The organism is Phytohabitans sp. LZ39, from assembly GCF_059359075.1.
In genome coordinates this window covers 611,694-625,569 of record NZ_JCADBM010000001.1, presented here as the reverse complement: position 1 = coordinate 625,569, position 13,876 = coordinate 611,694, and the positions used below count along the sequence as shown (strand labels likewise).

13 protein-coding genes are annotated in these 13,876 nt (G+C 70.7%); 6 read left to right on the top strand and 7 right to left on the bottom strand.

Translation table 11 applies throughout. From position 1 onward, the window contains the following. Window positions 1-113 precede the first annotated feature (113 nt). Both AC5L36_RS02910 and AC5L36_RS02905 read right to left on the bottom strand, forming a co-directional pair. The gene (locus AC5L36_RS02910) at window positions 114-1,781 is read right to left on the bottom strand and encodes a fumarate hydratase (RefSeq protein ID WP_441220098.1); all 1,668 of its coding nucleotides are present in this window, start codon (window positions 1,779-1,781) and stop codon (window positions 114-116) included. Window positions 1,782-1,856: 75 nt separating this feature from the next. After that, window positions 1,857-3,260 carry a PQQ-binding-like beta-propeller repeat protein gene (locus AC5L36_RS02905; protein WP_441220097.1) on the bottom strand — a complete coding sequence of 468 codons (1,404 nt, stop codon included), beginning with the start codon at window positions 3,258-3,260 and terminating at the stop codon, window positions 1,857-1,859. A gap of 131 nt (window positions 3,261-3,391) precedes the next feature. On the opposite strand from AC5L36_RS02905, the gene AC5L36_RS02900 reads away from it, so the two are divergent. From AC5L36_RS02900 to hisC, 3 genes are all read left to right on the top strand, one after another. Continuing rightward, window positions 3,392-4,015 (top strand): RDD family protein, encoded by a 624-nt coding sequence (locus AC5L36_RS02900; protein ID WP_441220096.1) that lies wholly within the window; start codon window positions 3,392-3,394, stop codon window positions 4,013-4,015. A gap of 121 nt (window positions 4,016-4,136) precedes the next feature. Further along, entirely contained in the window at window positions 4,137-5,066 is a 930-nt protein-coding gene (locus AC5L36_RS02895) for an RDD family protein (protein WP_441220095.1), read from the top strand. Continuing rightward, window positions 5,063-6,139 carry a histidinol-phosphate transaminase gene (gene hisC / locus AC5L36_RS02890; protein ID WP_441220094.1) on the top strand — a complete coding sequence of 359 codons (1,077 nt, stop codon included), beginning with the start codon at window positions 5,063-5,065 and terminating at the stop codon, window positions 6,137-6,139. The genes AC5L36_RS02895 and hisC overlap by 4 nt, the downstream gene beginning before the upstream one ends. Before the next feature lie 539 nt (window positions 6,140-6,678). Here the strand turns inward: hisC and AC5L36_RS02885 are convergent. Further along, window positions 6,679-7,281 (bottom strand): GNAT family N-acetyltransferase, encoded by a 603-nt coding sequence (locus AC5L36_RS02885; protein ID WP_441220093.1) that lies wholly within the window; start codon window positions 7,279-7,281, stop codon window positions 6,679-6,681. Window positions 7,282-7,481: 200 nt separating this feature from the next. On the opposite strand from AC5L36_RS02885, the gene AC5L36_RS02880 reads away from it, so the two are divergent. Both AC5L36_RS02880 and AC5L36_RS02875 read left to right on the top strand, forming a co-directional pair. Then, window positions 7,482-8,324, top strand: coding sequence for a helix-turn-helix domain-containing protein (locus tag AC5L36_RS02880; protein WP_441220092.1), 843 nt, complete (start codon window positions 7,482-7,484; stop codon window positions 8,322-8,324). 25 nt (window positions 8,325-8,349) lie between these two features. After that, window positions 8,350-8,559, top strand: coding sequence for a DUF397 domain-containing protein (locus AC5L36_RS02875; RefSeq protein WP_441220091.1), 210 nt, complete (start codon window positions 8,350-8,352; stop codon window positions 8,557-8,559). A 111-nt stretch (window positions 8,560-8,670) separates the two neighbouring features. Here the strand turns inward: AC5L36_RS02875 and AC5L36_RS02870 are convergent, their stop codons facing one another. From AC5L36_RS02870 to AC5L36_RS02860, 3 genes are all read right to left on the bottom strand, one after another. Continuing rightward, window positions 8,671-9,927, bottom strand: a complete 1,257-nt coding sequence (locus tag AC5L36_RS02870) for an outer membrane protein assembly factor BamB family protein (RefSeq protein ID WP_441220090.1) — start codon at window positions 9,925-9,927, stop codon at window positions 8,671-8,673. A gap of 19 nt (window positions 9,928-9,946) precedes the next feature. Then, window positions 9,947-10,423, bottom strand: coding sequence for an SRPBCC family protein (locus AC5L36_RS02865; protein ID WP_441220089.1), 477 nt, complete (start codon window positions 10,421-10,423; stop codon window positions 9,947-9,949). A 74-nt stretch (window positions 10,424-10,497) separates the two neighbouring features. After that, a complete protein-coding gene (locus AC5L36_RS02860) occupies window positions 10,498-11,355 on the bottom strand; it encodes a hypothetical protein (RefSeq protein WP_441220088.1) in 858 nt (285 codons plus the stop codon). 96 nt (window positions 11,356-11,451) lie between these two features. Between AC5L36_RS02860 and AC5L36_RS02855 the strand changes: the two genes are divergently transcribed. Beyond that, entirely contained in the window at window positions 11,452-12,621 is a 1,170-nt protein-coding gene (locus tag AC5L36_RS02855; RefSeq protein WP_441220087.1) for a homogentisate 1,2-dioxygenase, read from the top strand. A gap of 226 nt (window positions 12,622-12,847) precedes the next feature. On the opposite strand, the gene AC5L36_RS02850 is transcribed toward AC5L36_RS02855, so the two are convergent. Then, on the bottom strand, window positions 12,848-13,867 hold the full coding sequence (locus AC5L36_RS02850; RefSeq protein ID WP_441220086.1) for a tetratricopeptide repeat protein: 1,020 nt from the start codon (window positions 13,865-13,867) through the stop codon (window positions 12,848-12,850). Between the last annotated feature and the right edge of the window lie 9 nt (window positions 13,868-13,876).

Sequence of the window (13,876 nt, the reverse complement as noted above, 5' to 3'; positions counted from 1 at the left end):
GGCCACCAGGATGGACGCGCGGGAACCAGGTGACGGGGCCCGTGCCGCTCATAACGGGGGGTCGTCTTTCCGCAAAATCGGGCAGGCGGCTATATGGGCGGGCGCCGAGGATCTCAGCGCCGGCCGACGGTCAGCACGGGTTTTGTCACCTCGGCGAAGAAGTCGTTGCCCTTGTCGTCGACGACGATGAACGCCGGAAAGTCTTCGACCTCGATCTTCCAGACGGCTTCCATGCCCAGCTCGGGGTACTCGAGCACCTCGACGTGCTTGATGCAGTCCTGGGCGAGGCGCGCGGCCGGCCCGCCGATCGAGCCGAGGTAAAAGCCGCCGTGCTGGTGACAGGACTCGGTCACCCCGCGCGAGCGGTTGCCCTTGGCGAGCATCACGTGCGAGCCGCCCGCCGCCTGAAACTTCGCGACGTAGGCGTCCATCCGCCCCGCGGTAGTGGGGCCGAACGAGCCGGACGCGTACCCCTCGGGCGTCTTCGCCGGCCCGGCGTAGTAGACCGCGTGGTCGCGCAGGTACGCCGGCATCGGCTCGCCGGCGTCGAGCCGCTCGGCGATCTTCGCGTGGGCGATGTCGCGCGCCACCACGAGCGGGCCGCTCAGCGACAGGCGGGTCTTCACCGGGTACTTGGCGAGCTCAGCCCGGATCTCGTCCATCGGCCGGTTGAGGTCGATCCGCACGACCTCCTCGGTCTCCAGGTGGGCGTCCGTCACGTCCGGCAGAAAGCGGGCCGGGTCGGTCTCCAGCCGCTCCAGCCACACGCCCGACGGGGTGACCTTGGCCAGCGCCTGGCGGTCGGCCGAGCAGGACACCGCGATCGCCACCGGGCAGGAGGCGCCGTGGCGGGGCAGCCGGATGACGCGCACGTCGTGGCAGAAGTACCGCCCGCCAAACTGGGCACCGATCCCGAACTGGCGGGTCAGCTCCAGGATCTCCGCCTCCAGGTCGAGGTCGCGAAAGCCGTGCGCCAGCATCGAGCCCTCGGTCGGCATGCCGTCGAGGTACTTGGCCGAGGCCAGCTTCGCGGTCTTCAGCGCGTACTCCGCCGACGTGCCACCGATCACGACCGCCAGGTGGTACGGCGGGCAGGCGGAGGTGCCGATCAGCCGCAGCTTCTCGTCCAGAAAGCGCATCATCCGGTCGGGATTGAGCAGCGCCTTGGTCTCCTGGTAGACGTACGACTTGTTGGCCGAGCCGCCGCCCTTGGCCATGAAGAGGAACTTGTACGCGTCGGGCTGCCCGCCCGGGTCCTCGGCGTAGAGCTCGATCTGCGCCGGCAGGTTGGAGCCGGTGTTGCGCTCCTCCCACATCGTCAGCGGCGCCAGCTGCGAGTAGCGCAGGTTGAGCCGGGTGTAGGCCTCGTACACCCCGCGGGCGATCGCCTCCTCGTCGGTGCCGTCGGTCAGCACGTGCCGGCCGCGCTTGCCCATCACGATCGCGGTGCCGGTGTCCTGGCACATCGGCAGCACGCCACCGGCCGCGATGTTGGCGTTGCGGAGCAGGTCGAGCGCGACGAAGCGGTCGTTGGGCGAGGCGGCCGGGTCATCGATGATCGAGCGGAGCTGCGTGAGGTGGGCCGGGCGCAGAAAGTGCGCGATGTCGTGCATCGCCTCGGCGGTGAGCTGCGTCAGCACCGCCGGCTCGACGGTCAGAAAGCGCCGGCCGCCGGGGCCGTTGACGACATCGACTCCCTCGTCGCTGACCAGGCGGTACTCGGTCTGGTCGGCACCGGTGGGTAGCAAGGGAGCGAAGGAGAAGGCGGCGGCGCTGCTCATGAGCGGCAAGCCTAGGCCAGCGCCCGCGGTCCGTCCCACCCGGTCACTGCGCCACCGTCGATCGGTCCCGCTCTCTCACTTGCCCTGCCCGCAGAGGGGTTCCTTGGGGCCGTCGCAAAGCGAGGTATCGGCAGGGGTCGGGTCGCCGCCCGACGAGCCCGGTGGGGCGACCCCGTTGAACGGAATGAAGCCGATCTCGCGCTGCGCCCCGATGATCATGCCGGTCGGCCCGACGGCCAGGACCTTCGCCGACGACCGCACGTCGGCCAGCGTGCGTCCGTTGGCGGGTGAGAGCGCCACGATGCGGTCCGGGTCCTCGGGCGCGACGATCGCCGCGAACCGGGTGATCGCGGCGCCCGCCTTCGGGTCGGCCGTCGCGAAGCTCCAGCGCGCCCGCTTCACCCCGAGCTCGTACGAGGTGACGGCCTTGCCGCCGGACGGGCGCACGAGCGCGTACTGGTCGTCGACCGCGAGCAGCTTGTCTCCGTGGCCGCCGAGCCAGAGCACCCGTCCGTCGTACGCGTCGAGCACGGCCTCCCGCCCGTCCGCGGTCACGCCGACGATGACGTTCTGCCCGCCGGCGGGGTCCTCCCGCTGCGCGCATCCGGCCCCTTCGGCGGTACGCAGGTTGACCGCCTCGTGCCGCCACACCTCGCGCTGAAGCGCCGGGTCGGTGGCGACGACCGTGAAGTAGCAGGTGCCGTCCGCCGACCGGGCCTGCACCCGGATCACCCGGCCGCCCACCACCACGTGCCGGTCGTGGCGGTCCGGCTCGAAGTCCTGCACGACCCGGCCGGCCGCGGTGTCGACGACGCGCACGTTGCCGTCGATGGGAAAGCCCAGCAGCGACGGCATCAGCACCGGGCCGCCGGCGCCGCCGTCGACCCGGCGGGTGTTGAGTGGCTTGGCGTCGAGCAGGTCCGGGTTGTCGGCGAAGAGCACGAACCCGACGCCCGGCAGGTCTACCGTCCACATCGGACTGCTGCCGCGCGGCTCCCAGGCCGACAGCTGGCACTCCTTCGCGTCGTCGCAGTGCACGTCGAGCAGCGCGTTGCGGTACGTCCACACCGCCACCGCCCGCTTGTCGGTCCGCCGCACCGCTCCGGTGAGGGGGTCGAGCACCTCGTACCCCTTGGTCAGCAGCTCGCCCACGACGACGACCGAGTCGAGGCCCTCGCCGGCGACCGCCGCCCAGTCTTTGTCCCGCTCCCACAGTTGAGCACCCGAGCTGATGCCGCGCGCCTCGACCGACGTGCGGTGTTCGACCACGACCGCGTTGCCGGCGAACGTCACGCTATTTGGCCCACTGCCGAGCCGCTGCTGCCAGGCGACGCTCGGCGTGGAGAGGGGTTGGCTGGCGCTGACCCACTCCCAAATGCCCGGAAAAGGGTTCCAGGTATTAGTGCTAACCAGGATGACCAGCACAATCAGGGCGGCGACGATCCACCCTGTCCTGCCGCTGGCCGTCCCTTTCGCCACGCCGCCACGGTAACGACACGCGGGATCTAAGCCCGAGAGCGCGATCCGTCCGTGTCGATCCGATTTGAGGTGATCTTCCCGTAAGCGATCTGGGGCGCTGGCGCCTCGCGGAAACCTGTAACACTGTCCGCGTGACGCAACCGTCCACCCCTCCGTCCGCGCCACAGCAGGCAGGCTGGCAGCTGCCACCGCCGCCCTGGGCCACGCCGCCGCTGCGGCCGCCACCGCCGGCGCCCGCGCTGAGCCCCGCCGGGCAGCCGCTCGCGACGTTCGGCGACCGCTTCTTGGCGTACCTGATCGACTACGCCGTGTTCTTCGGCATCGCGCTCGTGCTCGCGGTCCCCGCCGTTCTGATCCTCTTCCTCACCGTCGCGCCAGACTTGTTCGAGGTGCAGCCCGACGGCACCCCGGTCGACCCGAGCTTCATGGAGTTCTTCGTCCCGCTGCTGCTGATCGAGGCCGGCCTCGTCCTCGTGCTCCTGCTCGTGTCGTACGGCTACTACGTGGAGATGCTCTTCCGCGGCGGGCAGACGCTCGGCAAGCGCGCGCTGAAGATCAAGGTCGTGCCGCTCGCCTCGGACGCGAAGCTGACCCGCGGGATGACGGCCAAGCGCTGGCTGGCCGGCTACGTCGCCGCCAGCTTCCTTCCGGGCTTCATCTACGTCGACGGACTGTGGCAGCTGTGGGACAAGCCATACCAGCAGTGCCTCCACGACAAGTTCGCCGCCACCGTGGTCGTTAAGGTTCCAACGTGAGCGAGCGAACTGGCGCGGCGGCGTCTGGACGGAGCCGCCCCGCCGACGAAGTCGGGGTTTCGGGGTGGCGAAGGAAGACGTCGCCTTCAGCGCCGCGTGAGCGGGCGAACCCGGAGGCAGAGTGAGCGTCGCACCTGGCTGGTACAAAGACCCGGCTGAACCGAACACCCAGCGTTACTGGGATGGCGAAGGCTGGATAGGCGATTCGCTGCCCGCGGACGCTACGCCGCCGCCGGGCCCGCCCCCGGTGGCCCCGCCGCCGCCCCCACCCCCGCCCGCGGCGCCGACGACACCGGCACCGCCACCGGCCCCGGCCGGGCCGCCCGCGGCTCCCGCTCCCCCGCACAATGGGGCGTTTCCGCCGGGCGCCCCCGGCCCTCAGCCGTGGCCGCCGATGACGCCGCCACCGCCCGGCATGCGGCCGCCACCTGGCTACCCCTACCCACCGCACGCGTATCGGCCGCCCGCCCCACCGCCCCGCCCGCACGGCCTGCGGATCGCCTCGCTCGGCCCGCGGGTGGTCGCCCGGCTGATCGACATCGGCATGGTGCTGCTGCTCAACGTGCTGGTCAACGGGTGGTTCATCTACCGCTGGATCCAGGAGTACGAGCCGGTGTTCCGCGAGTGGAACCGCCGGGTCGAGGCCCGCGAGCCGCTCCTGCAAAACCTGCCCCAGCCGGGCGGGCAGGCAGACGCCCTCCAGGTCGCCATCTTCATCATCGGCGTCGCGCTCTGGTTCGCGTACGAGGTGCCCGGCACGGCCAATACCGGTCAGACGCTCGGCAAGCGCATCATGCGGATCAAGGTGATGCGGGTGGAGAGCACCGAGCGGATGGGCTTCGGCCGTTCGCTGCGCCGGTGGAACCTCATGGGTTTGCCCACGTTCCTGTGGTCGTGCTTCTGCATCGGCTTCGTCCTTCAGATCGTCGACTGCATCTTCCCGTTCTTTGACCGGCCGCTGCACCAGGCGCTGCACGACAAGTCCGCGCAGACCGTCGTCGTCGAGGTGCCACAGACCGCGACCGCGGACGCACCTGGAGGTACCCAATGACCAAGTTGACCCGCGCCGACCTCGAGGCGTTGCCCAGCTACGTGCCCGGCCGCAGCCCGGCCGACCTCGCCCGCGAGCTGGGCCTGCCCGAGGCGATCAAGCTGGCCAGCAACGAGGTGCCGTACGGCCCGCTGCCCGGCGTGGTCGAGGCGATCACGGAGGCGGCCGGTGGCGTGCACCGCTACCCGGACATGGGCGTGGTGGCGCTGCGGGCGGCGCTCGCCGAGCGCTACGACGTGGCACCGGAGCGCATCGCCACCGGCTGCGGCTCGGTCGCCCTCTGCGAGCACCTGGCCCGCGCCACCTGCCTCCCCGGTGACGAGATCCTCTACTCGTGGCGCTCGTTCGAGGCGTACCCGATCATCGCCGCCACGACCGGTGCGGCGAGCGTGCGCGTCCCCAACACCGCCGGCCACGGCCACGACCTGGCGGCGATGGCGGCCGCGGTGACCGACCGCACCCGGATGATCCTGGTCTGCAACCCCAACAACCCCACCGGCACCTCCGTCCGCCGCGCCGACCTCGACCGCTTCCTCGACGCGGTGCCGGACGACGTGCTGGTGGTGCTCGACGAGGCCTACCGCGAGTTCGTCACCGACCCGGACGTGCCGGACGGCCTGCGGGTCTACGGTGACCGGCCCAACGTGGCGGTGCTCCGCACCCTGTCCAAGGCGTGGGGCCTCGCCGGCCTGCGGGTGGGCTTCCTGGTCGCGCAGCCCGAGGTGGCCGCCGCCGTACGCAAGGTGGTGACCCCCTTCTCCACCAGCGCGGTCGCCCAGGCCGCGGCGCTCGCGGCGCTGGAGCAGCACGAGGAGGTACAGCGCCGCTGCACGCTCGTGATCGCCGAACGCGACCGGCTCGGCGAGGCGGTGCGCAAGCTCGGCGTCGACGTGCCCGACAGCCAAGCCAACTTCATCTGGCTCCCGCTCGGCGACCGGTCCGCCGCGTTCGGGGCGGCCTGCGAGTCGCGCGGCGTGATCGTGCGCCCGTTCCCCGGCGACGGCGTGCGGGTCACCGTCGGCACCCCGGCCGAAAACGACGCCTTCCTAGCCGCGGCGGAGGCAGCCCTCTAGAGAGCGTCCGGCGCCGGGTAACTTCGGCCACAGAGATTGAGCTACCGCGATGTCCGTCGTGGTCCGGACCGCTGCTCCCGCGGCCTCACCCATCCGCCGCTGGTCACGCCCACCCCACCGACCTGGCCGGCCCCTTGCGGGCCCGGCGAGCTCCCCCTGGAGCGTGCGAGGCCGCGCGGACCCAATGCCACTCGCCGCAAGTCGACCATGGTCTGGCTCACCCTCGCGTTTGGTCGCAGTCGCCCCTCTTACCTCGGCGGATGCGCGGCCCGCGGTGCAGGGGTGTTTGCCTACGATGCCTGCCGCCGAACAGCCGGCGAGAGATTGGAACAGGGCCTTCGTCGCCCTGAGTAACCGCCGCCATCGTGCACGCTGCCCAAGATTCGAGATCCAGGAGAGTTAGGGCGCCATATCAACCCCAACTCTCCTAGCATCTCGAAGTTCTTACCCGAGCCTGCTGACGCCGCGTCACGGACGGTGGGGAATTGGGTCTAGACCACCGCAGACGTCGCGGTAGCTCAAATCTCGATTTTGCTCCGCTAGCTCCGGTCGACGGGGAGGTAGGGCTCGCGCCACATCGGCCAGACCGGGGCGCCGTCCGGCACGGCGAACATCTCGCCCGTGCGGTAGCCGTGCCGGGCGTACAGGTCGCGGCTGGGCGAGCTGCTCGCCTCCAGGTAGGCGCCGATGCCGGCCGCGTCCAGGCGGGCGTGGTGGTGGCGCAGGAGCATCGAGCCTATGCCCTCGCCCCGGCGGTCGGGGTGCACCGCCAGGTAGGTCAGGTGGTGGTGCGGCCGGCGGGGGTGATGTGCGGCGAAGAGCTGGTCGAGGGTGCGAAACCTGTCGGTCCACTGGCCGCACGCCTTCAGGAGCCGCTCCTCGTAGTCGGCCGGTGCGGGGAGGCGCCGGTCGTGCGGCAGCCACACCGCGACACCGAGCCGGTCGGCCGTCACGTGCACGTAGCCGTAGCGCATCGCGTGCTCGATGTGGATGCGGACCTGGCCGTGCAGCACCGCCCACCGCTCCGGCCGCCGGGGCACGAGCCAGACCGAGACGGCCAGGTGCTGGAACGAATCGGTGATCAAGTCGATGATGGCGTCGACGTCGCCGTGGTCGGCTCGCACGATCGACAGGTGCCTCAACGGCGTTCTCCCCCGATTTGGGCTTAATTATTGAGAACAGAACGCAGCGACTCGTGCACCGGGCGTAAGGCAGTTGACATATGCCAATTCACCCGGTAGCCACACCAGAATGCACCTAACACACATGCAACGCAACTCCCGTTTTGATTCGCGGACGACCTTGGTGGCGCGCCGTGGATAGAGGTGCGAAACTCGCGGTCGTGTCTGGAAGCCCTACAGTTCGCCGCCGTCGCATCGCCCGCGAACTCCGTCACCTGCGCGAGCGGGCCGGCATGAACCTCGAGCAGGCGGCGCGCCAGCTCGATATGTCCAAAAGCAACCTCTCCCGGATTGAAAACGCACAGATCGGGATAAAGCCCCGCGATGTGCGCGCGGCTCTGGCTTTGTATCAGGTGACCGGCACAGACGCCGAGGCGCTGATCGACATCGCCCGCGGCGCCCAGCAGCGTGGGTGGTGGCAAAACTACAGCGATGTACTTCCCGTCTGGTTCGAGTTTTATGTCGGCCTTGAGGCGGAAGCCGCCGCAGTTTGGACTTATGAGGCCGAAACGGTGCCAGGCCTCATGCAGACCGAGGATTACGCGCGTGCCGTTTACCGGCTCACCGCCGGCGAGGAGGACCTCGACCGCAAGGTCGCGGCCCGCATCCGCCGGCAAGAGGTACTGCACCGGGAAAATCCCGTCGAGTTGTCAGCAGTACTCAACGAAGCGGTTCTCTTGCGCTCAGTGGGCGGCCCCGAGGTCATGAGCCGGCAACTCGACCATCTGGCAGACCTATCGGAGCTACCTAACGTAACTATTCAGGTACTGCCTTTTTCCGTTGGTGGCCATCCGGCAATGACAACACCCTACGTGATCATAAGCTTTCCCGACGCAGCCGACGAGCCGGTCGTCTATCTCGAGAATTTGACAAACGGACAAGCCTTGGAAGAGCAGGATCACGTGCGCGGGTATACACTCGTGCACGAGAGGCTGCGCAAAATGGCGCTCGGTCCCGACGAATCGACTGCCTGGATTCGCAAGGCTTCTCGCAACCGTCCGTAATCAATCTAGGGACAAGGGGTGCGGAATGGCCGCCCTGGACCTGACCCGTGCCGCGTGGTTCAAGAGCACGCGCAGTAGCGGGAACGGCAACTGCGTTGAGGTCGCGATCCTCGACCGCGGGGTCGCGGTGCGCGACACGAAAGACCGGAGCGGACCGGTGCTGCTCTTCACGCCGGCCGAGTGGGACAGCTTCGTCGCTGGCACCAAGAACGGGGAGTTTGATCTTCACAGCTGACGACTGAACTGCACAACCGCGCGGCCTCTCCGATTCCCTAGGGGGCCGTAGTTTGCTTTTCGGGGGCACCTTACCGGGTGCCCCCGTTTGCTTGCTGTCGGTAAAGGCTTTCTAGGTGCGGGCGAGGATTACCGGCAACGCACCAAAATACTCATCCGCCTCATCGGCATCAGCGTTGTCAGCCTTGACCAGCCGCTCTACCGCGACGAAGCCGTCACCGGCTCGAACCAACCCCGGTTGCCAGTCGACGCCTTCCCGTCCGTACGCGAGCAGGAAGCGTGACTTCTCTCTTCCGGTCGCCGGATCGAGAGTGACGAGGTCGCAATTTTCAGTTAGCACATGCACGGATCCGGACTGCGCGCCGAGCAGTTCTGCGGAGCCGTCTCCACGCCACCGCCACACTTCCGCACCGCCGCGAAGAGCGCGTGCCACCATGTCGCCGCCGACGTACGTCACGCCGACCTCGCCGGCCAGCATGGCACCCGGTGGGTCGAGGGCGGGGGCGGCCGTGACCGGTGTCTTGCCGGCCGCGTCCGGCTCGCCCAGGAGCCAGCCGCGCGATCCGGCGGCGTCGAGCGTGCGCAGGGCGGTGCAGGCGGACTGGGCCGGCGCGCAGCCGAGCGGCTCCACCTCCAGCGCGGCACCGGCCGACGGCGGCTCCCACCGACCCTGCATGCGGCCGGTCGCCACGTCGTAGAACTCGACCGCCGGAGCTGTCCCACACGTGTCGGTGGTGACGAACCGCCCACCTGCCGTCGTGAACCCGCCCTCGCGGCAGTCGGCCATCGGCGTGCGCCACAGCTCCCGACCGGTCGCGATGTCGAGGGCGCGCAGCTCGGCGGCGTCGCGCACGAGCACGCGGCCGCCGGCGGTGTACAGCCCTTCGGGCTCGTAGACGGTCTCGGCCCCGGTGCTCCCGCCCTTGTATCCGGACTTTTCCGGCGGCTTGCCGGCGGTCCGCCAGGTGACCTTTCCGGTGCGGGCGTCGAGTGCGACGACATCGCCGTCGGACCAGCGCCCGACAACCGTCGTGCCGGCCGCTACGACCCCCAGAAGCTCCTGTGGCCACCGGCGGTAGGACCAGTACGGGGTGCGCTGCGTGCGCGCGTCGACGGGCCCGTCGGCGCGCACCTGTCGGGTGGCGGCGTAGATGCGCAGCCGGCCGTCGACGATGAGGGGTGCGGCGGGCAGCGAGCCGATCACGCCGGGCTGCGCGGCCGGCGCCGCGGGATAGGCGGTCGTGGCGACCGTGACGGTCTCCGCGGGTGCCAGCACGCGGTAGGCGACCACGCCGCCGACGGCAATGACACCGGTGGCCGCGACGGCGACCGCGCCCACGCGGATCCAGGTCGATGGTCGGATGCCCACGCCGGGCAGGTTACCTAACCTAGGCAGCCGCGGGCCGAACGGCGGCGGTGGCCAGGTCGGTGAGATCCTGCCGCAGCGCGCCCTCGACGGTGCGCGCGGCGAGGCCACCGAAGACCAGGACGAGCAGGCGGCCGCCCGGCGCGGAGGGCGCGCCCTCCTGCACCACCGTCACCGCGGTGCCGCCGCGGTGGCGGCCGACCTCGACGGGTGTAAGCGTGTACGTCATCCGGTAGTCGGCGCCGATCCCGGGCGAGGCGACCACGAAGCGGGTCGGCGGGTCGCACCGCAGCACCGTGAACTCCTCGGTCACCTGCACGTCACCCGGCATGGTGCGGGTCTCCCGCCACACGGTGCCGGGCGCGAAGGGCCCGGGTGTCATCACCTCGATCGCGTCCACAGTGGAGAGCCAGGCGGCCCGCGCCGGCAGGTCGGTGAAAACCCGCCACACGCGCGTCGCCGGAGCATCGATCAACCGCGTAACCGCCACCGTGGACATAGCGCCTCCCCCGACGGTTTACGGTACGCCCGTCACCCCCTGTATCCCAGCCAATTACCCGACAACGTCGATGTCTATTGGTAGCCACCGTTGACCAGGCCGAGGCGGATCAGGTCGGTGAGCGGCTCCACGACGCTGCACGAGCCGAAGCCGATCCAGAGTGGACGCGGCCGGTCGCGCAGCGAGCGGGCTGGCTCGATCAACGGCACCGGATCGGTCGCGGCGAGCAGCTCGGCCACGTCGGCCACCTCGGCGCCGTCGACGGCCGCGGCGGTGGCGACCAGCACGTTGAGAAACCCGTGGTGCACGAACCCGGTCTCCGGGTCGGTGTGCCGGATCGCGTGGTGCAGCCCGGCCGTGAGCTTGAACGGCAGCTCCCGGTCGCGGCAGGCGCAGACCACGGCGGCCAGCTCGACCGGAGTGGGGAAGAGCTCCGCGGCCAGCCCACCGGTGCGAAATTTGGCGGCCACCGCCACGCCGCTCGCCCGCGCCTGGGCGGCCGTGTCCAGGGCGGCCAGCAGGCCCCAGGTGAGCGGGATCTCCGCGTACCCGGTCAGGGACGGCCGATCGGCGAGCACCGCGAGCAGCCGGCGCAGGCCGGGCTCCGGATCCTCGCCACGCTTGGCGACCGCGACCTCGACCTGCCCGATGGCCAGCCGCGCGTCGGCGGCCTCGATGGCGGCGGGCAGGGCGTCGACGCCGGCATCGCCGATGAGGCCGACCTCGACCCGCTCGCCGGGCTCCAGGAGGCGGGCCGCGTCGGCCAGCGACGACGAGGGCAGCAGGAGACCGCCGACGAGTTCGGCGTACCACGCCGCGCGGTGCTCACGATGCCCGATGATCGCCTCAGGCAGCGGCGCGCTCCCCGGTGGGAACACGGCGGCGTCATCCACGAGGCGAGTGAAGAGCGCCGGAATCAGTCCGGTTGACACGAACAGAGAACCTAATGGACGCTACAAGGAGCGGACAACACCGTCCGATAATCGGACGCTATCGGCCGGTGAACAGGACATAACGGAGGGTAGGACATGCCCTACTACCGGAGTGTGGGGGACATCCCGCGCAAGCGACACACGCAGTTCCGGCAGCCCGACGGCAGCCTGTACGCCGAGGAGCTGATGGGTCAGGAGGGCTTTTCCTCCGACTCGTCCCTCCTCTACCACCGCCATCTGCCCACGGCGATCGTGGCGGCGGAGGAGCACGACCCGCCGGCCTGGACCCGTACGGCCAACCGGCCCCTCAAGCCCCGCCACCTGCGCACCCACAAGCTCGACTCGGGCGGCGCCGACCCGGTGCTCGGGCGGCAGCCGCTGCTGGCCAACGACGACGTGCGCATCTCGTACGTCGTGGCCGACCGCCCCTCCCCGCTCTACCGCAACGCGATCGGCGACGAGTGCGTGTACGTGGAGTCGGGCACCGCCCGGATCGAGTCGACGTTCGGGTCGCTCGACGTGGCCAGCGGCGACTACGTGCTGATCCCGACCTCGGTGATCCACCGCATCGTGCCCACCAGCGACCTCGTTCGCCTGCTCTCCATCGAGGCCACCGGACACATCGGACCGCCGAAGCGCTACCTCTCGGTGCGCGGCCAGTTCCTGGAGCACTCGCCGTACTGCGAGCGGGACGTGCGCGGCCCCGACACACCGCTGCTGGTCGAAGGCACCGACGTGGAGGTGTACGTCCAGCACCGGCGCGGCTGGACCCGCTACGTGTACGCACACCACCCGTTCGACGTCGTCGGCTGGGACGGCCACCTGTACCCGTGGGCGTTCTCGATCCACGACTTCGAGCCGATCACCGGGCGGGTGCACCAGCCGCCACCGGTGCACCAGACGTTCCAGGGGCCAAACTTCGTGATCTGCTCGTTCGTGCCCCGCAAGGTCGACTACCACCCGCTCGCGATCCCCGTGCCGTACAACCACCACAACGTCGACTCGGACGAGATGCTCTTCTACACCGGCGGCAACTACGAGGCGCGGCGCGGCTCCGGCATCGAACAGGGCTCGATCTCGCTGCACCCGGCCGGCTTCACGCATGGGCCGCAGCCGGGCGCGCCCGACCGGGCGATCGGGGTCGACTACTTCGACGAGCTGGCGGTCATGGTCGACACGTTCCGGCCACTCGACCTCTGCGCGCCGGCACTGTCCTGCGAGGACACCGGTTACGCCTGGACCTGGGCCGGCCGCACCACGGGGTAGGACACCCCAAGCAGATGGCCCGGGCCGCGTCAGCTGCGGACCGCCGCTCCCGCCGGAGACCGCGCAGGCCGGCGGCTCGCGGGGCGAGCCGAGATCCCCGGCCTCCGCTGCCACGCCCGCGGTGCAAGACCGGACTGCGGGACCAGCGGCGGACGGGTGAGGCCGCGGGAGCGACGGTCTGGACCACGGCGGACGTCGCGGTAGCTCGAATCTGTCTTGTGGGTCTTCAGCCCATGCGGGTCAGGAGGGTGAGTCCGGCGACCGCGGAGAGGATCGCGAGCACGAGCGGCCAGGGTGTGCCGATGAACGCGTAGAGCAGGATCAGGCACGGGCCGGCCGCCACGGCGAGCGTCGCCAGCCGGCCGGCGCGGCCGCCGAACCTGTCGCCGCGCGGAAGCCGGCCGACGAGCACACCGAGCGCGAGTAGGCCGATGCCGCCGAGCACGCCCGCCAGCAGCCGGGAGCCGGCACCGCCGGCCGCCGCCACGAACGCCACCAGGATCGCCGTCACCAGGCTGTGTGCGGCACCGAAGACCACCAGCGGCCGGATCCGCTCCACGGGACGCTTGACGGCTGGCTCGGGCGCCGGCTGGAAGGTCGGCATCGGCTGGAACACCGCGGTCTCGGAGACCTTCTCCAGCGCGCGGGCGTAGCGCCGGCGGTCGAGCCGCACGATGCCCGGCTCGCCGGCCGCCTCGGTGAGCGTGGGATCGAGCTGCAACGCCTCGTGGTAGGCCCGCTCGGCCAGCTCGAAGCGCCCCAGGCGGCCGGCCACGAGCGCGAGCACGAGGTGGGCGAGCGGGTCGCGGGGTGCGAGCTGCGCCGCCCGCCAGGCCGCGTCGATGGCGATCTGGCCGTTACGCGAGTCGGCGAGGACCGCGGCTGCGCTGCGCTGCGCGTACGCGTCGGCCGGACCGAGCCGCAGGATCTCTTCGGCGACGGCGGCGGCCTCCGCGAACCGGCGCAGGTCGGTCAGCGCCATCGCCCGGCTCACCAGCGCCGGCAGGTCACCGGGAGCGCCGGCCAGCGCCGCGTCGGCGGCCTGGAGTGCCTCGGCGGGCTGGTCGGCGGCGAGGTGGACGTTGGCCAGCGTCGCGTACGCCGCGGCGTGGTGCGGATCTAGCGCGAGCGCGTCGGCCAGCTCGCCGGCGGCCTCGTCGTAGCGGCCCAGATCGGCCAGGAGCGCGGCACGCTGCACGTAGCTGTCCGGGGTGGCGTCCCGGTCCGACGGCGCATCGCTGGGCACGAGGCCGAG